Source organism: Pseudomonas sp. NFIX10 (assembly GCF_900111955.1).
Taxonomy (GTDB): domain Bacteria; phylum Pseudomonadota; class Gammaproteobacteria; order Pseudomonadales; family Pseudomonadaceae; genus Aquipseudomonas; species Aquipseudomonas fluorescens_AA.
Window position 1 is genome coordinate 38,310 of record NZ_FOKH01000033.1, and the last position, 20,765, is coordinate 59,074.

The window sequence follows — 20,765 nt, forward strand, 5'->3', positions numbered from 1 at the left end:
CGCCTTTGATCCCTGGCAGACGGTGTTGAAGCCCACCTTGGAGAAGGGTAACCGGGTTTGGTTCCTTGCACTAACAATGGCCGTTCGCAAAATTTGTTGTCGCCCCCCTGCTTGAGCTTGAGCGGTATTAATTTGACCGTCTGGAAATTCGATGGAATTTTCCCAATGCCTTTGCATCCATCCGTATAGGACTATATTAGGGAGGATTTATGGGCGGGCCATCGCTTTACATCATTGACTACATACTCCATGGCGAACCCAAGTCATTCATTATTCGTGCAGAAGTGATGAATAACTCCGAGGCTTGGCATTGGGCCAGTTGCGACGCGGGCGTTGGGCGTATACCGAAATTCGGCAGGGAGAAGGTCAAACGGGTTTCCAAGCCCCTGGCGGAAAAATACGGCATTACCGATGTACGCTGGCGGGCCAGCGTCGCGCCGACCTGGGTCAAGGAGTCCGGCTGAAATAACGCGCACCGTTTTCCGGCGCGCCGGTTGTCTGGCCGGGCGCCGGATTCTTCGACAGATCCGCAACAACTCAACTACGCTTAAACCACAGCATGACCCGCCCCTGGCGGGTTTCGTGCTGCCTCATCAACCCTGAATGGAGGTGCGACATGTCCGAAAAAGAGTCCATCACCACCCTGCTCACCCTGCTGGAGTCACGTCAGGCCAGGCTCACGGCAGCCTGCAAGGAAATCGCCGATTGGGTCGACCACCAAGGTGGGCACCCTACCGCGGTGCGTATCCGCGACCGGCTCGCCGACATCGACAAAGACGCTCCGTCGATCCAGAGCGCGCTGACGTCACTCAAGCCCGCTGAACCACCGCTGCCCAAGTTCCGCTGACACGCTACGTCAGAGATTTCCCTTGAGTTCTACCGGTTGGAAAACCGATGGAACGCGGCCATTTTTTGCGCCTCGAAATGGATAGGCACCAGTGCAAAAGCCGCAGAGGGAAAATCACATGAATGCCAGAATCCTGCTATTGATCGCTTGTGCAAGCCCCGCCGCCGTCATGGCCCAAGGCTGCGACGTCACCACTCAATCCCAGAGCCAGTCGGTCCCGGTGATCGAAAGCCATAGCTGCTACGAATACAAAGGCATGCCCGCCGAAACCCTGGATTGGTCTTGCAGCAATGAAACCAAGGGAACCCTCAGCACCCAAAAGCGTAAAGTCGAGCGTTGTGCCGAAGGATATGTGGCGACCTGCCAGGCTAGGCTGACCCAGGAAGCGTTAGCCAACCCCCGCTCGACCAGCAAAGACAAGCACGGTGGATCGGCCAACCTTCCCGATAATGCCAAAGTGAATTGGTATTACTACGATGTCGAGCAGCTACAGCAGGCCCAGGAAGACTGCGAAAGCACCGGCGGCGAGTGGAAAAGACAGTGACAGGCCGGCATGTGCGGCGCAGCTTGTTCGTTCCTAGCCCTTGCTGTGCTCCGGTGATGACGGCCCCTCCTTGATGCCACGGGGCCCGGCTACGCCCCAGATGATCAGCCCCAACACCGGCAGGATGATCAGCAGCAGCGCCCAGCCGGCCTTGGTCCCGACCGACTTGTCGCTTCGCAAGACACTGACGATCGCCCATAGATCCACGAGCAGCAACAGCACCGCGACAGCGATCCAGAAGTAACTGGCTAATTCAGACATGGCCTAATCCTCTTCTCGGTTTAAAGATTAGGCACAGCCGTTCAGGCGCCGTTCAAAGAATTTCGCCCATGGCGCGTGCGGCAGCTACCCCCGCTCATTCAGATAAGCGACCCACCGTTCATAGGCTTCATGTTGACGCTGAACCGCCTCATCCCAAGTCGATCCGCTCATTTGATGGACGCATATGAGCTTCATCATTTCCGCTGTCGCCATATCGAGTTCCACCAGGAGTTCATGGGATTTGATCTTGAAGTCTTCAACGGTGGTCATCTGCCTGTCCTTCCCCCTACCGGGAGCAGCCATTGCACCCAACATGGATTCTTTTTTTCGAAGCTGATTCCCTTTGAGGCGATAGCCGGTCGAAAGCCGGGCGCTGACGGTAGGGAAGATCGACTGAAGCGATGACAGACTCAAATGAACTCAGTGTTTTCCACCCCGTGGTGGTCGTACGGACAGGACCCTGAATAATCGATATTTGAACGAGCGACTGATGCCAGGCTCAAATATTGCAGATATATTTCAGTTTAATGACAGTCACGGATCGAGCACCACCATGAAAATTCGAGCGACCGTCATCTGCGAAGACAATCGCCACGTCCTGCTGGTTCGCAAAGCCAATAGCCGCTGGGCGCTTCCCGGCGGTACCGTCGAACGGGGGGAAACCCATGCGGGGGCGGCCATCCGGGAACTGGCAGAGGAAACTGGCCTGGACGTCGAGAACCTGCTCTACCTGATGCGAATCAATGACGGGCAAACCGAGCATCACGTGTTCGAAGCGTCAGTCCGCGATTCGACGGCGGCCCGGCCACAGAATGAAATCAGCGATTGCCTCTGGCACCCGTTGGATGCCATTGCCCAATTGCAAATGAAAAAGGGCATGCGGGATATCCTCGAGGCGTTTCGCCGGCGATTGTGATGAGTCAGTACAAGCGGGAAACCGAAACGAACAAGGGTTTGCATTAGCTTTCGCCCGCAAACCCTTGATTTTAGATGGTGCCCGAAGCCGGAATCGAACCGGCACGCCCTTACGAGCGGGGGATTTTAAGTCCCATGCGTCTACCAGTTTCGCCATTCGGGCGGTAGCGCGATTAGCCATGGGAACGTCGGCAAATCCAATGGCCGAAGTCCTGGCTGGTGCAGCAAGAGGGGGAATATATACATCCCTCCCCTGTGAAGCAAGGTCGCTTATGCCCTTTTCAAGACAAAACCTTTCAATGCTTCGAAAATAAAAAAGCTCCGTAAATCATAGATCTACAGAGCTTTTTAAAAGTGGAGGCCGAAGTCGGAATCGAACCGGCGTAGGTGGATTTGCAATCCACTGCATAACCATTTTGCTATTCGGCCTCAAGACGCTCGATGCAATGCAGCTACATCAACCGCGGTACAAACCTGATCAGGAAATAAGCCACTTGCTCAGCGCTATCTCCTTGAAAACATTGAGATTTTTTACGTCCCAGTGCGTTCGATGGGCGCAATTATGTACTCATTTGCCTAGGCTGACAACCCCTTGATTTCAAAAAAAATTCGTCGAACGATCAGCTTTTCCTCCCCTGGCCAAACCAGCCAGCGAATCCCGGACCGCCCTGGCAAACGCTTGAACTGCAGCGCCATGATTCGCCTCATCGGAAAGCTCGCACGTCGACGGAACAACCGCACCTCCCCCCGGCTCATTCCTTATGTCGCCCCTGGAGAATGAGGAAACCATCATGTCTGAACGACCCAAACTGGTTGCGAGCCGGGCAGCGGTGCCGACTCCGTCGCATCCCAATCTCGGCACACCGGAGCGTGCGGTGTCTTTGCTGGCCGGCACGCTATTGATCGCCAATGGACTGCGCCAGGGCGGGCTCCAGGGTTGGCCGCAGGTGCTGTTGGGTGCCTGTGCCGCCTGGCGCGGTTATTCAGGCACATGCAGGATCAAGCGCGCGCTGACCCACACCCCCTTCGAACAAGCTTTCGAACAGGATCGAGACTGGGACGGCAGCAAGGTGATCTCTCGTAGCATTACCGTGGGTAAACCAAGGGAAGCGGTCTTCGCGTTCTGTCGCAACCCGGGTAATCTCGGTGCGTTGCTGCCCTGGGTCGATGCAATCGAACAGACCGGTGAACGCACCTATCGCTGGGTCGCCCACGGGCCGATGGATAAGACCCTGCATTGCGACATCGAACAGGACGAACCCAAGGACGGCCGCAAGCTGCATTGGACGGCCGCTCCGGATACACGATTCAAGCATGACATCCAGATGCACTTCACTGATGCACCGGCCGGCCGAGGCACGCAGCTCAAGGTCATCGTCGCCTGCCAGACGCTCCCCGGTGCTGCGGGATATGCCCTGGCAGCCGCCCTTTCGAAGTTCTCGGACAAAGCCTTGTTGCACCTGCTGCGCAGCATCAAGCAACAACTGGAAACCGGCGAGGTGGCCACGCATCGAATGCACGCCCCCGGCACCAAGGATTTCTTGTTCGTCCATCCGGCCACCGATACCCCTCAAACACCGACCCACCAGCCGTCCACTGGAGGTAACGCCTGATGCGCGCATTGACTTGGCAAGGCCCGAACAAGCTACAAGTTGAAACCGTCGATGACCCGTCCATCATCAATCCCCGCGACGCTATCGTCCGGGTGAAGATGTCGTCGGTGTGTGGGTCAGACCTGCATCTGTTGGGGGGCTACGTACCGACTATGCAGGCCGGCGATATCATTGGCCATGAATTCATGGGTGAAGTCGTGGAGATCGGTTCAGCCGTCAGCTCATTGCGCAAAGGCGACCGGGTCGTCACGGTGTCGATCCTGGGTTGCGGCGAGTGCGAACATTGCAGGCGCTCGGATTTTTCCTGCTGCGACAACTCCAACCCCAATCCCAGCGCCACGGATATCGCCTACGGCCAACCGGCGTGCGGGATTATCGGCTACAGCCATGCGTTTGGCGGCTATGCAGGCAGTCATGCGACCTATATTCGCGTGCCGTTTGCCGACGTCAACCTGTTCAAGATTCCCGAAGGCATCCGCGACGAGCAGGCGGTCTTCGTCTCCGACGCGGTGCCCACCGGTTATTTCGCCGCCGATAACGCCAATATCCAACGGGGCGACACCGTGGCGGTATGGGGGTGCGGCGGGGTCGGGTTGATGGCGATGTCCAGTGCCTATTTGCTGGGGGCCGAACGGGTGATTGCCATCGACCGCCTGCCTGATCGCTTGCAACTGGCCGAAGAAAAGACGGGCGCCATCGCCCTCAACTATGAAACCACGGACGTGCATGCCGCCTTGCTGGAGCTCACCGGCGGCCGGGGCCCGGATCGCTGCATCGACTGTGTGGGCATGGAGGCCCATGGTACAGAGGTCGACTATCTCTACGACAAGACCAAGCAAATGCTGCGCCTGCACACCGAGCGCGGGACGGTGCTGCGCCAGTCGATCCGAGCCTGTCGCAAAGGCGGCACGGTCTCGGTGGTCGGCGTCTATGGCGGTCTGCTGGACAAATTTCCCATGGGGGCCATCGTCAATAAAGCCTTGACCTTGCGCTCCGGCCAACAGCCCGGACAGCGTTACGTGGAACGATTGTTCGAGCACATCCAGAAAGGTGAACTGGACCCCTCCTACCTGCTGACTCATCCAATGGGGCTCGAACAGTCGGTGGAAGGTTATGCAATGTTCAAGGAGAAGACACAGAATTGTGTGCGGGCAGTGTTTCGGCCTGAGTGATTGCGCTGTTTGCAGGGCTGCGCACACACCAGCAGTCGCAGCCCTGCACCATTATGGGTAACATACAGGCCTTCCCGCAGCCCTTCTGCGACCTGCCCAATAAGCCCATTCCATGCCTTTCGAACTCAGCGTTGACCTCACTACCCTCGCTATCCTTGCCGTTGTCGCTTTCATTGCCGGCTTCATCGATGCCATTGCCGGTGGCGGTGGGCTGCTGACCACGCCGGCGCTGCTGACCGCAGGCTTGCCGCCTCATCTGGTCCTGGGGACCAACAAACTCAGCTCGACCTTCGGCTCGGCGACGGCCAGCTTCACCTTCTACAAGCGCAAGCTGTTCCACCCGAGGCAATGGACCCACGCCCTCGTCGGCACATTGGTCGGGGCCCTGACCGGTGCCATCGTCGCCCATTACCTGCCTGCCGAGTGGCTGAACAAGATGCTGCCGGTGATCGTCTTCGCCTGCGGCCTGTACCTGTTGTTTGGCGGCACGCCCAAGGCACCACTGGACAGCGACGCACCGATCAAGAAGACATGGCAGTCGTCCCAGGGTTTCAGCCTGGGCTTCTATGACGGCGTGGCCGGGCCCGGTACCGGTGCGTTCTGGACGGTCAGCAGCCTGCTGCTCTACCCCATCGACCTGGTGAAGGCCAGTGGCGTGGCACGCAGCATGAATTTCGTCAGCAACATTGCGGCGCTGTCGGTGTTCATCTTTTCCGGACAGGTGGACTGGGTGATCGGCCTGAGCATGGGCCTGTCGGTGATGATCGGCGCGTTCTTCGGCGCTCGCACCGCCATCAGCGGCGGCGCGAAGTTCATCCGACCGGTGTTCATCACCGTGGTGCTGGGCTTGACCGTGCGCCTAGCCTGGCAACACTGGTTCAGCGTGGCCTAAGCGCCGCGCCACATAAAGGTCGATCAGGTAGCGAGCGATCGAGCGCGAGGCCGGCAACGGTGGCAGGTCGTGGACGTTGAACCATTGGGCGTCCTCGATTTCATCTTCCTGGGGCACGATGTCGCCGCCGGCATATTCAGCGTGAAAACCGAGCATCATCGAATGGGGGAACGGCCAGCACTGGCTGCCCATGTACTGGATGTTCTTCACTTCGATACTGACTTCTTCACGCACCTCCCGCACCAGGCAATCCTCGGCCGACTCGCCGGGCTCGGCAAACCCCGCCAGGGTGCTGTAGACGCCCGTGACGAAACGCGGCGAACGGGCCAGCAGGACTTCATCGCCGCGGGTAATCAACACGATCATGCTCGGTGAAATCCGCGGGTAGTGACGCAGGTCACAGGCGTCGCAATACATGGCCCGCTCCAACGGAATCTGGCTCATGCGCTTGCCGCAACTGCCACAGAAGCGATGCTCCCGGGCCCAGGTGCCGATCTGTGCCGCATAGCCCAACACCTTGTACAGCGTGTGGTCGCCCTCGAGCATGAAGGCCCGCAGGCCTTTCCAGTGGCAGCCAGGAATGTCCAGCGGGCTGTGCAACTCCAACAGGTAGACCGGCTCGCCATCCAGGTGACCGATGCCGTGTTCGGCGAGGATCGACAGGTCTTGGCGCTTGAGCCACTCGCGGGGGAACAGCGCGCCGTTGTCGTCGAACAGAAAGCCTTCCGGGCTACGGGCCACGGCCCAGCCGCCGGGAAGATCGGTATCGAGTACTGCGGTGGTCCAGCGTGAAGTCATGGTCAGTCAATCCAGAAATTCGGGTTTCTGTTTGCTCATATGGGCGGCCATGGCCACGCGCAGGTCGGTCGATTGCAGCATGGCGGCGTTCCAGGTGGCGACGTATTCCAGGCCGTCGTCGATGCGGTGGTCGCGCATGTAGCTGATCATTGCCTTGGTGCCGGTCACGGCGATCGGCGACTTGGCGGCGATTTCCCGGGCAATGCCCAGCACGCCGTCGAGCAGGCTGGCGGTGTCGCTGTAGACGCGATTGACCAGGCCGATGCTGCGCGCTTCTTCGGCACCGAAGGTGCGCCCCGTATAAGCGAGTTCACGCAGCATGCCGTCCCCGATGATCCGGGGCAAGCGTTGCAATGTGCCAACATCGGCAGCCATGCCGATATCGATTTCCTTGATGGAGAACTGGGCGTCCTCGGCGGCATAACGCATGTCGCACGCGGCAATCAGGTCAATGGCACCGCCCAGGCAATAGCCTTGAATAGCCGCGAGCACCGGCTTGCGACAATTGTCCACGGCGTTGAACGAGGCTTGCAGTTGCAGGATCTTGCGCCGCAGCAGGCGCGCATTGCGTCCCACGTCCTTGCCCAGCTCGTTGGCCACACCGGCCAGCATCATCAGGTCGATGCCGGAGGAAAAATGCTTGCCGGCACCGCTGAGCACCACCACCCGCGCCTCATCGGTGTCATCGATCCATTGGAAGATCTCGATGATCTCGCGCCAGAAATCAACGTTCATCGCATTGATCTTTTCCGGGCGATTGATCTGCACATGGGCGATGTTGTCGGCAAGTTCGACGTTGAACGCTTGGTATTTCGACATGGCAGTGATCCTTTACCGGCTGAAAAGAGGCCTGAACTATACCAAGCCATCGCGACAGGACGTAGGCAGTGCATCGGCCAAAAGCGGGACTTGCGTACCGCAGGATTCATTGTGGGAGCCGAGCTTGCTCGCGATGGCGGCTGAACATTCAATATTGATGCAAGCTGACCCACCCCCATCGCGAGCAAGCTCGGCTCCCACAGGGGGCATCGATGTGTGATTACTCGCGCGCCTCCATTTGCCCATCCCAACCACCGCCCAACGCCGCAATCAGTTGCACGCTGGCAATCAAGCGGCTCTGTTGCAGGCTCAGCATGCTGCGCTCGTTGCTCAACGCGGTGGCCTGGACGGTGACCACGTCGAGGTAGGCAATCAATCCGGCCCGGTACTGGTTCTGCGTCAGGCGCAGGGATTCCCGGGCGGCGTCCAGGGCTTCCTGGCGTACGCGGGCTTCGTCTTCCAGCACCTTGAGCTGGATCATGTAGTTTTCCACCTCGCGCAAGCCATCGAGCACGGTCTGGCGATAGGTGGCGACGGTCTGGTCATACGCTGCGACGGTGCGGTCGACTTCCGCCGACCGCTGGCCGCCATCGAACAGCGTCATCGCCAGTTGCGGCCCTACCGACCAGAAGCGGTTCGGCACGCTCACCCAATTGTCGTAGGTACTGCTGCTGTAGCCGCCACTGAGGCTCAGGGTCAAGTCCGGGTAATACGCAGCCTTGGCGACGCCGATGTTGGCATTGGCGGCCATCACCGAGCGCTCTGCCGAAGCGACGTCCGGCCGGCGCTCGAGCAGTTGCGAGGGCAGCGCCACCGGGATCTGCGGCAGTGCCGGGATGTCCTGGACCTCGGCCAGGTTGAACTCCGCCGGCGGCAGGCCGATGAGCACGGCGATGGCGTTTTCGAACTGGGCTCGCTGCCAGATCAGGTCGATCAGGTCGCCCTGGGTGGTCTTGAGCTGGTTTTGCGCCTGGGCCACCGCGTCCTTGCCGGAGACCCCGGCACGGTACTGGTTTTCGGTCATTTTCAGCGAGCGCTGATAGTTGTCGACGGTGGTCTGCAGCAAACGCTTCTGCTCATCGATCACCCGCAACTGCAAGTAGTTCTGCACCAGTTCCGATTGCTGGCTCAGGCGCATCGCCGCCAGGTCGGCGAAACTGGCTTGTGCGCTCGCCTCGTCGGCTTCCAGGGTGCGGCGCAACTTGCCCCACACGTCCGCCTCCCAGCTGACGCCAGCCTGGGCGTTGTAGGTGTCGCGAATGCCGCTGGACGAACTGCTCAGGCTCGAACTGCTGCTGCCGGTGCCCTGGCTGGAGCGCGTCTTGCCAACGGTCAGGTCCACGGTGGGGAAAAACGCGCCACGGGCATTGCGCACCAGTGCCCGGGCCTGCCGGTACTGGGCTTCGGCCTGGGCTACGGTCTGGTTGGAGGCGTTGAGCTTGTCCACCAGGCCGTTGAGTTGCGTATCGCCGTAGAGCTCCCACCAGGCGCCCCGGCCCAGGGCATCGCTGGGGTTCGCCTGGCGCCAGCCCTGGGCCTCCTTGTACTGCACCGGGGCGGCTGCCGCGGGGCGCTGGTAATCCGGGCCGACGGCGCAGGCGCTGAGCATCGCCACGCACAGCACCAGGCTCAGCACCCGCGAGCCACGGGCGGTCGCCAGCGTTGCGGCAAGATTGAAAGGCGGACGGTCGGTCATAGCGGAGTTTCCAGGGCAGCATCGGTGCGCACGCCACGCCAGCGGTTGAAGCGATGGCGCAGCTTGTCGAGATAAAGGTAAACCACCGGCGTGGTGTAGAGCGTCAGCACCTGGCTGAACACCAACCCGCCGATGATGGTCAGGCCTAGCGGCTGGCGCATTTCCGCGCCCTCGGCGGCGCCGAGCAGCAGCGGCAAGGCACCCAGGATCGCCGCCAGCGTGGTCATCAGGATTGGCCGCAATCGCAGCAGGCAAGCGCTGCGGATCGACTCCAGCGGCGTCTGCCCGGCACGTTCCAGTTGCAGCGCCAGATCGATCATCAGGATGGCGTTTTTCTTCACCACGCCGATCAGCAGGAACAGCCCCAACAGCGAGATCAGGCTGAACTCGCCGCCCAATGCGTAGATCGACAACAAGGCGCCGACCCCGGCCGATGGCAAGGTGGACAGGATGGTCAGCGGATGAATATAGCTTTCATACAGCACGCCCAGCACCAGGTACACCGCCAGCAACGCGCCGAGAATCATGAACGGTTGGCTCTTCTGGGTGGCGGCGAATGCGTCGGCGGTGCCGGCCATTTTCGCGATGACATCCTCGGGCAAGCCAACTTTGGCAAGGGCCCGTTCGATGGCGGCGGTGCCCTGCTCCACCGTCACGCCTTCGGCCATGTCGAAGGAGATGCCTTCGGAAGCGAACTGGCCCTCGTGGCTGACCCGGTCGTCCTCCAAGCTGTTTTCATAATGAGCAATGGCCGACAGTGGCACCCTCGCCCCGTCGGCGGTAATCACCTGGACCTGTTCGAGGGTCTTGGGGTCCTGGGCATACTTGGGATTGACCTCCATCACCACCTGATATTGGTTGAGGCTGTCGTAGATGGTGGAAATCTGCCGCTGGCTGTAAGCGTTGTTCAACACGGTGGTAACCATGTCCATGTCGATGCCCAGGCGCTTGGCCTGGTCGCGGTCCACCACCAGCGTCACCTGCTGGGCGCCGCCGCCGTCACGGGCGTCGATGGCGGTCAGTTCCGGCAGCGCGCGGAAGGCCGCCACCACCTTGGGATACCACATGCGCAGGGAAGCCAGGTCACCACTTTGGAGGATGTAGGCATATTGCGAGGTGGTCTGCTCGCGGCCACCGCCAAATTGCAGGTCCTGGTCAGCCATCAGCATCAACTGGCCGCCGGGGACCTTGGGCATTTCCTTGCGCAGGCGCTCGATGACCTTCTGCGCGGAAATCCCCCGCTCCTTGATCGGCTTGAGGCGCACCAGCATGAAGGCGTTGTTGGTGCCGTTGTTGCCGCCGATGAAGCCGGCGACACTTTGCACTGCCTCGTCCTTGAGCACGGCACGGCGGAAGATTTCCATCTTCGGCTGCATCACATTGAACGACAGCCCGTCGTCGCCACGCACGAAACCGATCAGTTGGCCGGTGTCCTGCTGTGGCATGAAGGTTTTCGGCACCACCACGTACAGCGCGAAGTTCACGCCGATGGTCACCAGCAGGCTGAGCAAGGTCAGGCGCCGATGGCGCAGCACCCAGTCCAGGCTGGTGGCGTAACCACGGACCATCCGCTCGTTGAGCCCCTGGCTCCAGCGCTGCAAGCGGTTTTCCTGCCCCGGTACGTGAGGCTTGAGCCAGCGGGCGCAGAGCATCGGCGTGAGCGTCAGCGAGACCACCAGCGAAACCACGATGGAGGCCGCCAGGGTGATGGAGAATTCGCGGAACAGGCTCTCGATGATGCCGCCCATGAACAGGATCGACAGGAATACCGCCACCAGCGAGACGTTCATCGACAGCAACGTAAAGCCGACTTCTTCGGCGCCCATATAGGCAGCTTTCATCGGTGGCACGCCTTCGTCGATGTGCCGGGAAATGTTCTCCAGCACCACGATGGCGTCGTCCACCACCAACCCGGTCGCCAGGATCAACGCCATCAGCGACAGGTTGTTCAAGGAGAAGCCGTACAGGTACATCACCGCGAACGTGCCCACCAGCGACACCGGTACCGCCAGAGTCGGGATCAGGGAGGCGCGGAAGTTGCCGAGGAACAGGAACACGACCAGCACCACCAGGGCCACGGCGATCAGCAAGGTCATTTCCGCTTCATGCAGGGTGGCCTTGATCACCGGCGAACGGTCCATCGCCAGGTTCAGCTTGACGCTGGCCGGCAGCACCGCCTGCAACGCCGGCAGTTGCGCCTTGATTTCGTTGACCGTCTCGATGATGTTGGCCCCGGCCTGGCGGTTGATCACCAGCAGCACGGCGGCGTCGTTGTTGAAGAAACCGCTGTTGTAGCGATCCTCGACGCTGTCGGTGACTTTCGCCACGTCCTTGAGCCGCAGGACCGAGCCGTCCTGGTAGCGGATGATCAGCGTTTCGTAGTCCTTGGCCTTCTCCAACTGGTCATTGGCCTGCACCTGCCACATGCGCCGGTCGTCCTCCACCGAACCCTTGGGCCGGCGTACGTTGCTGTCGGCGATGGCGGTGCGCACATCGTCCAGGGCCACGCCGTACTGATTGAGCAACTGTGGCTCCAGTTCGATGCGCACCGCTGGCAACGAGCTGCCGCCGATCTGCACCTCGCCGACGCCCGACACCTGGGACAGGCTCTGGGACAGGATGGTGGACGCCAGGTCGTAGAGCTGGCCTTTTTCCAATACATCCGAGGTCAGCGACAGCACCATGATCGGCGCCTGGGACGGGTTGACCTTCTTGTAGGTGGGCATGCTGCGCATGCCACTGGGCAACAGGTTGCGCGACGCGTTGATGGCCGCCTGCACCTCCCGGGCGGCGCCGTTGATGTCGCGGTCCAGGTCGAATTGCAGGATGACCCGCGTAGAACCCTGGCTGGAGCGGCTGCTCATGGTGTTGACCCCGGCGATCGCGCCGAAGGAACGCTCCAGGGGCGTTGCCACTGTCGAAGCCATCACCTCGGGGCTGGCCCCTGGCAGGTTGGCCTGGACCACGATCACCGGAAAATCCATCTGCGGCAGCGGCGAAACCGGCAGCAGGCCGAAACACACGCCACCGAGCAGCATGATGGCGAAGCTCAGGAGCATGGTCGCTACGGGGCGGCGGATGAAGGGGCCGGAGAGGTTCATCGGCAACCGCTCCGGGCTTCAGACCGAAGACCGAAAAGAATGACCGGGCTTTTGTGGCGAGGGGATTTATCCCCGCTGGGCTGCGTAGCGGCCCCTTTTATGAGCGCTGCGCACTCAAGCGGGGATAAATCCCCTCGCCACAAAAAGCGCGCTTGCCCCAAGTTCTCCGGCGTAGGGTCCAGCCGGAAGCTCCCGACCGTCATACCCGCACCTCTTTCCCTTCCGGTCTGGCAAACCGGCGGCCCAAGCGATCGAAGTACAGGTAGATCACCGGCGTGGTGAACAACGTCAGGACCTGGCTCACCAACAACCCGCCCACCATCACCAAGCCCAGCGGCTGGCGCAATTCGGCACCGGAACCGGTGGCGAACATCAGCGGTATGGCACCGAACAACGCCGCCAGGGTGGTCATCAGGATCGGACGGAAGCGCAGCAACGCCGCCTGGTAGATCGCCGTCTGCGGGTCCATGCCCTGGTTGCGCTCCGCGTCGAGGGCGAAGTCGATCATCATGATCGCGTTCTTCTTGACGATGCCGATCAGCAGGATGATGCCGATGATCGCGATCATGCCCAGGTCATTGCCGCTGAGGATCAACGCCAGCAAGGCGCCGATGGCCGCCGAGGGCAAGGTGGAAAGGATGGTGATCGGATGGATGTAGCTTTCGTACAGCACACCCAGGACGATGTACATGGTCACCACCGCCGCCAGGATCAGCAGCAAGGTACTCGACAACGACGCCTGGAACGCCTCGGCCGCGCCTTGGAATTCGGTCTGCACGCCCACCGGCATGCCGATGTCCCGCTGGACCTTTTCGATCACCTCCACCGCATGCCCGAGGGCCACGCCCGGCGCGAGGTTGAACGACATCATCACCGCTGGAAACTGGCCAATGTGGGCAATCGCCAATTGCGCCTGGCGCTCTTCGACCCGGGCCAGGCTCGACAACCGCACCTGCCCGCCATCGGTGGTCTTGACATGAACCTGGTCCAGCGCCTGGGGCCCGAGCCGCTCCCCGGCCTGGGCCTGCAACACCACGCGGTACTGGCTGGCCTGGGTGTAGATGGTGGAGATCTGCCGCTGGCCGAAGGCGTCATAGAGCGCATCGGTGATGTTCGAGACCGAGACGCCCAGGCGTGACGCCGCGTCGCGGTCGATCACCAGGTAGACCTGCAAGCCCTTGTCCTGCAGGTCGCTGGCCACGTCGGTCAGTTCCGGCTGGCGGCCCAGGGCCTCGACCAGGCGTCCGCTCCAGAGGCTGAGCAATTCGGCGTCCGGCGATGACAGGCTGAACTGGTATTGGGTACGGCTGACCCGGTCTTCGATGGTCAGGTCCTGCACCGGCTGCATGAACAGGCGAATGCCCACCAGTCGATCCAGCTGTGGCTGCAAGCGGGCAATGATCTCGGCGGCGCTGTCGTCCCGTTCGCTGTGGGGCTTGAGGTTGATCAGCAGGCGACCGCTGTTGAGCGTAGCGTTGTCGCCGTCCACGCCGATGTAGGACGACAGGCTCTGCACCGCCGGGTCGGCGAGGATCACCTTGGCCAACTGCTGCTGGCGCTCGCTCATGGCGGCAAAGGAGATCGATTGCGGTGCCTCGGAAATGCCCTGGATCACCCCGGTGTCCTGCACCGGGAAAAAGCCCTTGGGCACGGCCAGGTACAGCACGACCGTCAGCACCAGGCTGCCCACCGCCACCAGCAGGGTCAGTGGCTGATGCTTGAGCACCCACTGCAACTTGCGCCCGTAGGCAGCGATCAACCAGTCGATCCAGGCGCCGCTGGCGCGGTAGAAACGGCCCTGCTCTGCTTCCTCGGGCTCGCGCTTGAGCAAGCGGGCGCACATCATCGGCGTCAGGGTCAGGGACACCACCAGGGAAATCAGGATCGCCACCGCCAGGGTGATGGCGAACTCGCGAAACAAGCGCCCGACCACATCGGCCATGAACAGCAGCGGGATCAGCACGGCGATCAACGACAGGGTCAGGGAAATCAGCGTGAAGCCGATCTGCTTCGCACCCTTGAGCGCGGCCTGCAACGGGCTGTCGCCCTCCTCGATGAAGCGGGCGATGTTCTCCAACATGACGATGGCGTCGTCCACCACGAAACCGGTGGCGATGGTCAGGGCCATCAGGGTCAGGTTATTGATGGAGAAACCGGCCAGGTACATCACGCCGAAGGTGCCGATCAACGACAACGGCACGGCCACCGACGGGATGATCGTGGCACTGACGCGACGCAGGAACAGGAACGTCACCATGACCACCAGGGCGATGGCGATCAGCAATTCATGCTGCACGTCGGTGACCGAAGCACGGATGGTCTGGGTGCGGTCGGTCAGCACGGTGACGTCCAGGCCGGCCGGCAGGTTATCGGTGATGCTCGGCAGCAAGGCCTTGATCCGGTCCACCACCTCGATGACATTGGCCCCCGGCTGGCGCTGGATGTTCAGCAGCACGGCCTGGTTTTCGTTGGCCCAGGCGGCAAGGCGTTCGTTTTCGGCCCCGTCGACGATCTGTGCCACGTCCTTGAGCCGCAACGGCGCGCCATTGGCGTAGGCCAGGATCAGCTCGGCGTAGTCCTTGGGCGAGGTCAGCTGGTCGTTGGCATCGAGCATCGAGACCCGGGTCGGGCCGTCGAAGTTGCCCTTGGGCTGGTTGACGTTGGAAGCCCCGATCAACGTGCGCACATCCGCCAGGTTCAGGCCGTTGGCCGCCAGGGCCTCGGGGTTGACCTTGATTCGCACGGCCTGGCGCTGGCCACCGGCGATGGTGACCATGCCGACGCCGCTGATCTGGGCGATTTTCTGCGCCATGCGGGTGTCCACCAAGTCATTGAGCTTGGGCAGCAGCATGGTCTTGGAGGTGATAGCCAGGGTCAGCACCGGGGTGTCGGCCGGATTGACCTTGTTGTACACCGGCGGCGCCGGCAGGTCCTTGGGCAGCAGATTGGTGGCCGCATTGATCGCGGCCTGCACCTGCTGCTCGGCGACATCCATGTTGATGTCCAGGTTGAAGCGCAGGGTGATCACCGACGCGCCGCCGGAACTGGTGGAGGCCATTTGCGTCAGGCCCGGCATCTGCCCGAACTGCCGCTCCAGGGGCGCGGTGACCGCACTGGTCATCACATCGGGGCTGGCGCCCGGGTACAGGGTCATCACGCGGATGGTCGGGTAGTCGACCTGGGGCAATGCCGACACCGGCAGCAACCGGTAGGCAATCAGGCCGGCGAGGATGATCGCCAGCATGCTCAGGGTGGTGGCGACCGGGCGAAGAATGAACAGCCGCGAGAGATTCATGCGCCGCCCTTGTTCGCCTTGTCGGCCTCAACCGGCTCAGGCACCGCCGCAGACTTGCCCTGCAAGTGCTCGGTCGGCGTGATGGGCACCTCCTGGCTGTCGTTGACCACCTCCACTTCGCTGCCTTCCTTCAGGCGATCGGTGCCTTCGAGCACCACCCGGTCGCCAGCGGCCAAGCCTTCGGTGACCACTGTGTTCGTGCCGTCGCTGGCCCCGATCTTCAGCTTCTTGATAGTGACCTTCTTGTCGCCCTCCAGGGCGTAGACGAAGGTGCCATTGGTGCCGAACTGAATGGCCGCCGTCGGCGCCAGGACCACGCCTTTGAGGGTGTCGGCCAGCAGGTGGACGTTGACGAACTGATTGGGGAACAGCGACTGGTCGCGGTTCTCGTAGCGAGCCTTGAACTTCAAGGTGCCGGTGGTGACATCGATCTGGTTGTCCAGGCTTTGCAACACGCCACTGGCCTGGCGCTTCACGTCACCCCGGTCCCAGGCTTCGACGGGCAGCTTCGCCCCGCTGCGATAACGGGTGAGCACGGTGTCGAGGTTGTTCTCCGGCAAGGTGAACACGACGCTGATGGGTTGAGTCTGGGTAATGACCGCCAGGGCCGTGGTGTCGTTGGCCGCCACCAGGTTGCCGATGTCCAGTTGGCGCAAGCCCACGCGGCCGCTAATCGGCGCGCGGATCCTGGTGAATTCCAGGTTGAGCTTGGCGTCGTTGACCGCCGCCTGATTGGTCTTGACCGTGCCCTGGTACTGGCCCACCAAGGCCGCGGCGGTGTCGAGGGTCTGCTTGGCAATACTGTCTTCGGCGTACAGGCCGCGATACCGCTCAAGGTCGACCTGGGCATTTTTCAGTTGGGCCTGGTTCTGCAACAGCGTGCCTTCGGCCTGGAGCAAGGCGTTCTGGTACGGGCGTGGGTCGATCTCGGCCAGCAAGTCCCCAGCCTTGACCATTTGCCCCTCTTCGAAGGCGATCTTGACCAGTTCGCCACCCACGCGGCTACGCACGTTGATGGTGTTGAGGGCCGTGACCGTACCCAGCGCCTTGAAGTACAGCGGGAAATCCCCGGTCACCGCCGGCGCCACCCGCACAGGAATCGGCCCCGTCGCCCCACCGAACCCCGGCCGCGTGCCACCCGAGCGTCCCACGTGCCCCGTCGCGGCCTTGTCCCCCGCCCCCGGCTTCTGGGCCGAACCATTGGGCCAGAACTTCCAGGCCAGCGCCGCGACGGCCAACAGGACGAACAGGCCGAACAGCCAGCGACGGGAATTGCGGGAAACAGACGATTGCATGGAGTGATCAACCATTGGGCGCGTGGACTTCTTTTACGGGAGGCTGAACGATAAGCACTGACGGGTATTTAGCAAAGCGCCTTTACCGGCAATTTACGTTGGGCTTACCTTTCGAATAGTCGGCTAAGACCTTGAAGCACAAAAGAAAACGGCCTGGACAGGGCCAGACCGTTAACAATTGTAATAAATACCTTATTTCATTCCACTTATTTCAGAACAGCCAGGGCCGCGTCGTAGTTCGGCTCTTCGGCGATTTCCTTGACCAGTTCGCTGTGCAGCACAGTGTCGTTTTCATCCAGCACGACCACGGCACGGGCGGTCAGACCTTTCAATGGACCGTCGGCAATCGCCACGCCGTAGTCCTGGATGAACTCGGCACCGCGCAGCGTGGACAGGTTCTGGACGTTCTCCAGGCCTTCGGCACCGCAGAAGCGCGCCTGGGCAAATGGCAGGTCGGCGGAGATGCACAGCACCACGGTGTTGTTCAGTTCGTTGGCCTGGGCATTGAACTTGCGCACGGAGGTGGCGCAGGTCGGCGTGTCGACGCTTGGGAAAATGTTCAGCACTTTGCGCTTGCCGGCGAAGTCCTTCAGGGAAACGTCCGACAGATTGCCGGCGACCAGGGAAAAGGCTGGGGCCTTGGAACCAGCTTGTGGCAACTGACCGTTGACTTGGACCGGGTTGCCTTTGAGGGTGACTTGAGCCATGAACGGATTCCTTCTGACAGTTTGAAAATGGTGAGGCCGGAGTTAACCACGAAATGCTCGCGCGACCTATGGGCGGACATAAAAAGACGTGGCGCCGACACCCCGACGACGGTAATGGTTATTTGGCCTTGAGCTGCAGAAACGACTGATGCAAATCCGACGCCCAGCCATCGATGACCCCTTTGACATCATCGGGCTTCATGACCTGGGATTCGTTGGACAGCGGCTTGCCCGTGCCCTTGCGCACCACCTGGGCGACCACCGCGTTGTTGCCTCCGTCGAGAAAAACCGCTTCGGTGCCCAAGGTGGTTTCCTGGTCGCGAATACCGCTGGCGGTGCTGACAGCGGCCGCCACCAGCGCAATCGGGACCACCTCATACGGTTTCAAGCCTTCGGTCTTGCTACTGACAGCCGTGATCGCCGCCCGTATCACCAATACGCCTGGCCCTGGGACGGTCGCCAGGGGCAAGGACTTGCCCGCCTCCCGCATGAGGGCCTGATCGTAATACGCGGTGATGCCCGACAGCGTGGCCTGGGGGATCTTCACGGTCGGCTGCGGTTTGGGATAAAGCTGCGTCGGCTCGATATAGAGGCTGGTGTACTTGTTCAGATCGATCTTCGGATCGACCCAACGCATGACCTCGGCCCCCGACGGCGACTTCTCTTCCTTGAGCCGGCTGTAATCTCCCAGGAACCCGGAATATTCATCCGGCTGGGTGACTTTGCTCGAACAACCCGCCAAGACGAGCGAGGCTATGCAGATGCTGCCAACCATTGACGCGAACTTCATGCTGTCACTCCTGTAAGCCACACGAGGCGGGGCCGGAACTACAGGTATAGCCAATGGGCAGTTTTTTGCCTGCCCTGAAAAAACAAGTGATTCAGCCGCGCTCGCGAGGTATCAGGCTCTGCAATTGTTGTGCGAGGAAGTTTGCATCGAAGGCAAACGTGTCGGGGTCCTTCAACCCATTGGTCCGGCGCCATTGCCATTGCGTCGATGGCGGCTGGCACACCAGGGAAATGCTGCCGTGCCGGGTCGCGGCCAGGCCGATGATCGACAAAGAAACCAAGCCGCCCACCCCCATCACATCCGGCACGAACTCCACCGGTTTACCGGTAATGGCCAAGGTCAGTTTTTCAGTCTTGAAAGCGGATGTTTCTACCGGAACGTTCGATCCGTGGGCCACATACGCCTCACGGCTCAGTTCCAGCAGGCCGAGCGCCATGACCGGCGCCAGCCATTGTTCGATTTGCCCGTACAGCGCCTTGATCTGTTGCACCCAAACCGCCGACTGGGCCTGGTGCAGTTGTTTCTTGTGCGCTTCGCTGTCGGCGTAGTGACGAAGCATCTCGCCCAGTTGCTGTACATCGTCCATGGGCCGATCCTCGGTTAGGGAGTGCTGCGAAGCTGGATGATGACAGGTCCAAGACGCTGGCGTACGTAAAAGCCACTTTACTGCGTGGCTGATCCTTCAGCGCAGCCGCGCCATGGCGAGGGTGTCCGCCGGCATTGATGTCGAATGAACCACCGCTATCGCGAGCAGGCTCGCTCCCACATGGGTTTCGAGTGACTGCGAGGTCTGGGGGCACTGACGATTTACTGTGGGAGCGAGCTTGCTCGCGATGAGGCCCTTTCAGCCGGCATCGATGTCGAATGAACGACCGCTATCGCGAGCGAGCTCGCTCCCACAGAGAGGCTACTTCCTGCTTCGGTCAGGCCTGGAACCAATCCCGCCGCTCATCCAGCGTGTGGTGGATCAGTTCACGAAGCATCTGCACCTCTGGCGAGCCTTCGGCCTGGGCGTTGACGGCCATCCACAAGTACCGTTGCATCGACAGGCCGAACACTTGCGGCAACGCCACCAGGCCTCGGTCGAAGCGGCTCATGTATTGCGGCAACAGGCCGATGCAGGCGCTGCAGCGAATCATTTCCAGCATCAGTTCGTAGGATTGCACCTGCACCACACCGGCCCGGCGTTGTTCGATCAAGGCGTTCCACGGTGCGAAGCCGTCCACGTGTCGGTCCGCCTGCCATTGCACCAGCATGTAATCGTTCAGGTCGTCCAGGCAGTCCGGGCGCGTGGCCGGGCGTGAGTAGCGCTTGGCGATGTGCGGCACATAGTCCAGCCGCGCCAGTCGATCCGCGGGCAATGTGGCGAAACTCGGCCCCGGCCCCAACGTGTGGGCATCACTCAACCACAGCACCAGGTCGGCGCTGACGGCTTGCAGCGCCAGGTCACTGTCCAGGGTGATGATCTGCAGCCGCACGCTGGCGTTGCGTCGCAGCAATGAAATCAGGTCACGGCCCAGGATGTCATGCAGTATCGACTCGGCCACGGCCAGGCGAATCAAGGGTTGATCGTTCAAGGGCGGCGCGCTTTCGTGGGCCAGGCTGATCAAGCGCGCCTGCAACTGCCGGCCCTCGCGGCTGAGGGTCAAGGCGCTGCCCTGGAAACTGAACAGCGAACGCTGCAGCCGCGCCTCCAATTGCGCCAACTGCTTGCGCAGCCAAGTCGCCTTGACGTTGAGGCTGCGGGCCGCTTGCATGAAGCAGCCGCAACGGGCACTGACCAGGAAGCACTGCGCCACCTGCGGCTCGATACCGCCGGCCATGGCCAGCCACGGGTCGGGGGCACGCAACGGTGTGCGGTATGCGGTGACAGCCTGGCGTCCTGCGGGCTCGATGAAGGTCATGGGTGACTCCCTGTCGGTTGTACGAAGTGGCGAGGGGATTTATCCCCGTGGGTCGCGAAGCGCCCCCCTTGGCTTGAAATCCATCAGGTCTGACACTGAGGGATATTGATAGGGGC

19 protein-coding genes and 2 tRNA genes are annotated in these 20,765 nt (G+C 61.4%); 7 read left to right on the forward strand and 14 right to left on the reverse strand.

The features are described 5' to 3' along the window. Positions 1-209 precede the first annotated feature (209 nt). From BM321_RS24230 to BM321_RS24240, 3 genes are all read left to right on the forward strand, one after another. Complete coding sequence (locus BM321_RS24230; protein WP_060742222.1) at positions 210-464, forward strand: DUF6555 family protein; 255 nt, start codon at positions 210-212, stop codon at positions 462-464. Positions 465-616: 152 nt separating this feature from the next. Next, positions 617-847 carry a hypothetical protein gene (locus BM321_RS24235; protein WP_092199408.1) on the forward strand — a complete coding sequence of 77 codons (231 nt, stop codon included), beginning with the start codon at positions 617-619 and terminating at the stop codon, positions 845-847. Between the two features lie 118 nt (positions 848-965). Beyond that, on the forward strand, positions 966-1,391 hold the full coding sequence (locus tag BM321_RS24240; RefSeq protein ID WP_092445254.1) for a hypothetical protein: 426 nt from the start codon (positions 966-968) through the stop codon (positions 1,389-1,391). A 33-nt stretch (positions 1,392-1,424) separates the two neighbouring features. Here BM321_RS24240 and BM321_RS24245 read toward each other — a convergent pair whose 3' ends face one another. Continuing rightward, a complete protein-coding gene (locus BM321_RS24245; protein WP_092445256.1) occupies positions 1,425-1,652 on the reverse strand; it encodes a PLD nuclease N-terminal domain-containing protein in 228 nt (75 codons plus the stop codon). An 84-nt stretch (positions 1,653-1,736) separates the two neighbouring features. Continuing rightward, complete coding sequence (locus tag BM321_RS24250; RefSeq protein WP_092330377.1) at positions 1,737-1,922, reverse strand: hypothetical protein; 186 nt, start codon at positions 1,920-1,922, stop codon at positions 1,737-1,739. Between the two features lie 283 nt (positions 1,923-2,205). Between BM321_RS24250 and BM321_RS24255 the strand changes: the two genes are divergently transcribed. Further along, positions 2,206-2,568 carry an NUDIX hydrolase gene (locus BM321_RS24255; protein ID WP_092330303.1) on the forward strand — a complete coding sequence of 121 codons (363 nt, stop codon included), beginning with the start codon at positions 2,206-2,208 and terminating at the stop codon, positions 2,566-2,568. Positions 2,569-2,643: 75 nt separating this feature from the next. Here the strand turns inward: BM321_RS24255 and BM321_RS24260 are convergent. Both BM321_RS24260 and BM321_RS24265 read right to left on the reverse strand, forming a co-directional pair. After that, positions 2,644-2,730, reverse strand: a tRNA-Leu gene (locus BM321_RS24260). A 192-nt stretch (positions 2,731-2,922) separates the two neighbouring features. Beyond that, positions 2,923-2,996: transfer RNA gene (locus BM321_RS24265), tRNA-Cys, on the reverse strand. A gap of 362 nt (positions 2,997-3,358) precedes the next feature. Between BM321_RS24265 and BM321_RS24270 the strand changes: the two genes are divergently transcribed. From BM321_RS24270 to BM321_RS24280, 3 genes are all read left to right on the forward strand, one after another. Continuing rightward, the gene (locus BM321_RS24270; RefSeq protein WP_175534961.1) at positions 3,359-4,180 is read left to right on the forward strand and encodes an SRPBCC family protein; all 822 of its coding nucleotides are present in this window, start codon (positions 3,359-3,361) and stop codon (positions 4,178-4,180) included. After that, a complete protein-coding gene (locus BM321_RS24275) occupies positions 4,180-5,352 on the forward strand; it encodes a zinc-dependent alcohol dehydrogenase (protein ID WP_072405698.1) in 1,173 nt (390 codons plus the stop codon). Before BM321_RS24270 ends, BM321_RS24275 begins: the two co-directional genes overlap by 1 nt. 112 nt (positions 5,353-5,464) lie before the next feature. Next, complete coding sequence (locus tag BM321_RS24280) at positions 5,465-6,244, forward strand: TSUP family transporter (RefSeq protein WP_072405699.1); 780 nt, start codon at positions 5,465-5,467, stop codon at positions 6,242-6,244. Here BM321_RS24280 and nudC read toward each other — a convergent pair. The 10 genes from nudC to BM321_RS24330 all read right to left on the reverse strand — a co-directional run bounded on the left by nudC (position 6,212) and on the right by BM321_RS24330 (position 20,649). Continuing rightward, positions 6,212-7,042, reverse strand: a complete 831-nt coding sequence (nudC, locus tag BM321_RS24285) for an NAD(+) diphosphatase (RefSeq protein ID WP_092445261.1) — start codon at positions 7,040-7,042, stop codon at positions 6,212-6,214. The two genes, BM321_RS24280 and nudC, sit on opposite strands and share 33 nt — an antisense overlap. 6 nt (positions 7,043-7,048) lie before the next feature. Next, on the reverse strand, positions 7,049-7,861 hold the full coding sequence (locus tag BM321_RS24290; RefSeq protein WP_092445263.1) for a crotonase/enoyl-CoA hydratase family protein: 813 nt from the start codon (positions 7,859-7,861) through the stop codon (positions 7,049-7,051). A gap of 220 nt (positions 7,862-8,081) precedes the next feature. Next, positions 8,082-9,557 (reverse strand): efflux transporter outer membrane subunit, encoded by a 1,476-nt coding sequence (locus BM321_RS24295; RefSeq protein WP_092445265.1) that lies wholly within the window; start codon positions 9,555-9,557, stop codon positions 8,082-8,084. Then, positions 9,554-12,658 carry an efflux RND transporter permease subunit gene (locus BM321_RS24300; protein ID WP_092445268.1) on the reverse strand — a complete coding sequence of 1,035 codons (3,105 nt, stop codon included), beginning with the start codon at positions 12,656-12,658 and terminating at the stop codon, positions 9,554-9,556. Before BM321_RS24300 ends, BM321_RS24295 begins: the two co-directional genes overlap by 4 nt. A gap of 199 nt (positions 12,659-12,857) precedes the next feature. Then, complete coding sequence (locus BM321_RS24305; RefSeq protein WP_092445270.1) at positions 12,858-15,953, reverse strand: MdtB/MuxB family multidrug efflux RND transporter permease subunit; 3,096 nt, start codon at positions 15,951-15,953, stop codon at positions 12,858-12,860. Continuing rightward, positions 15,950-17,263: an MdtA/MuxA family multidrug efflux RND transporter periplasmic adaptor subunit gene (locus BM321_RS24310; protein ID WP_092445272.1), complete on the reverse strand. Its 1,314-nt coding sequence runs from the start codon at positions 17,261-17,263 to the stop codon at positions 15,950-15,952. The genes BM321_RS24305 and BM321_RS24310 overlap by 4 nt, the downstream gene beginning before the upstream one ends. A 191-nt stretch (positions 17,264-17,454) precedes the next feature. Continuing rightward, positions 17,455-17,955 (reverse strand): thiol peroxidase, encoded by a 501-nt coding sequence (tpx, locus tag BM321_RS24315; protein WP_018602018.1) that lies wholly within the window; start codon positions 17,953-17,955, stop codon positions 17,455-17,457. A 118-nt stretch (positions 17,956-18,073) separates the two neighbouring features. After that, on the reverse strand, positions 18,074-18,745 hold the full coding sequence (locus BM321_RS24320) for a DUF3313 domain-containing protein (protein ID WP_092445274.1): 672 nt from the start codon (positions 18,743-18,745) through the stop codon (positions 18,074-18,076). A gap of 91 nt (positions 18,746-18,836) precedes the next feature. Next, on the reverse strand, positions 18,837-19,331 hold the full coding sequence (locus BM321_RS24325) for a hypothetical protein (protein ID WP_092445276.1): 495 nt from the start codon (positions 19,329-19,331) through the stop codon (positions 18,837-18,839). Between the two features lie 337 nt (positions 19,332-19,668). Further along, positions 19,669-20,649: a LysR family transcriptional regulator gene (locus BM321_RS24330; protein WP_092445278.1), complete on the reverse strand. Its 981-nt coding sequence runs from the start codon at positions 20,647-20,649 to the stop codon at positions 19,669-19,671. Positions 20,650-20,765 lie beyond the last annotated feature (116 nt).

Coding starts and splice junctions, on each gene's coding strand:
- BM321_RS24275 (WP_072405698.1), top strand. CDS start 4,180: ATGCGCGCATTGACTTGGCAAGGCCCGAACAAGCTACAAGTTGAAACC.
- BM321_RS24310 (WP_092445272.1), bottom strand. CDS start 17,263: ATGGTTGATCACTCCATGCAATCGTCTGTTTCCCGCAATTCCCGTCGC.
- BM321_RS24325 (WP_092445276.1), bottom strand. CDS start 19,331: ATGGACGATGTACAGCAACTGGGCGAGATGCTTCGTCACTACGCCGAC.
- BM321_RS24255 (WP_092330303.1), top strand. CDS start 2,206: ATGAAAATTCGAGCGACCGTCATCTGCGAAGACAATCGCCACGTCCTG.
- BM321_RS24280 (WP_072405699.1), top strand. CDS start 5,465: ATGCCTTTCGAACTCAGCGTTGACCTCACTACCCTCGCTATCCTTGCC.
- BM321_RS24270 (WP_175534961.1), top strand. CDS start 3,359: ATGTCTGAACGACCCAAACTGGTTGCGAGCCGGGCAGCGGTGCCGACT.
- BM321_RS24250 (WP_092330377.1), bottom strand. CDS start 1,922: ATGACCACCGTTGAAGACTTCAAGATCAAATCCCATGAACTCCTGGTG.
- BM321_RS24295 (WP_092445265.1), bottom strand. CDS start 9,557: ATGACCGACCGTCCGCCTTTCAATCTTGCCGCAACGCTGGCGACCGCC.
- BM321_RS24320 (WP_092445274.1), bottom strand. CDS start 18,745: ATGAAGTTCGCGTCAATGGTTGGCAGCATCTGCATAGCCTCGCTCGTC.
- BM321_RS24245 (WP_092445256.1), bottom strand. CDS start 1,652: ATGTCTGAATTAGCCAGTTACTTCTGGATCGCTGTCGCGGTGCTGTTG.
- BM321_RS24305 (WP_092445270.1), bottom strand. CDS start 15,953: ATGAATCTCTCGCGGCTGTTCATTCTTCGCCCGGTCGCCACCACCCTG.
- BM321_RS24290 (WP_092445263.1), bottom strand. CDS start 7,861: ATGTCGAAATACCAAGCGTTCAACGTCGAACTTGCCGACAACATCGCC.
- BM321_RS24300 (WP_092445268.1), bottom strand. CDS start 12,658: ATGAACCTCTCCGGCCCCTTCATCCGCCGCCCCGTAGCGACCATGCTC.
- BM321_RS24330 (WP_092445278.1), bottom strand. CDS start 20,649: ATGACCTTCATCGAGCCCGCAGGACGCCAGGCTGTCACCGCATACCGC.
- BM321_RS24240 (WP_092445254.1), top strand. CDS start 966: ATGAATGCCAGAATCCTGCTATTGATCGCTTGTGCAAGCCCCGCCGCC.
- BM321_RS24235 (WP_092199408.1), top strand. CDS start 617: ATGTCCGAAAAAGAGTCCATCACCACCCTGCTCACCCTGCTGGAGTCA.
- BM321_RS24230 (WP_060742222.1), top strand. CDS start 210: ATGGGCGGGCCATCGCTTTACATCATTGACTACATACTCCATGGCGAA.
- tpx (WP_018602018.1), bottom strand. CDS start 17,955: ATGGCTCAAGTCACCCTCAAAGGCAACCCGGTCCAAGTCAACGGTCAG.
- nudC (WP_092445261.1), bottom strand. CDS start 7,042: ATGACTTCACGCTGGACCACCGCAGTACTCGATACCGATCTTCCCGGC.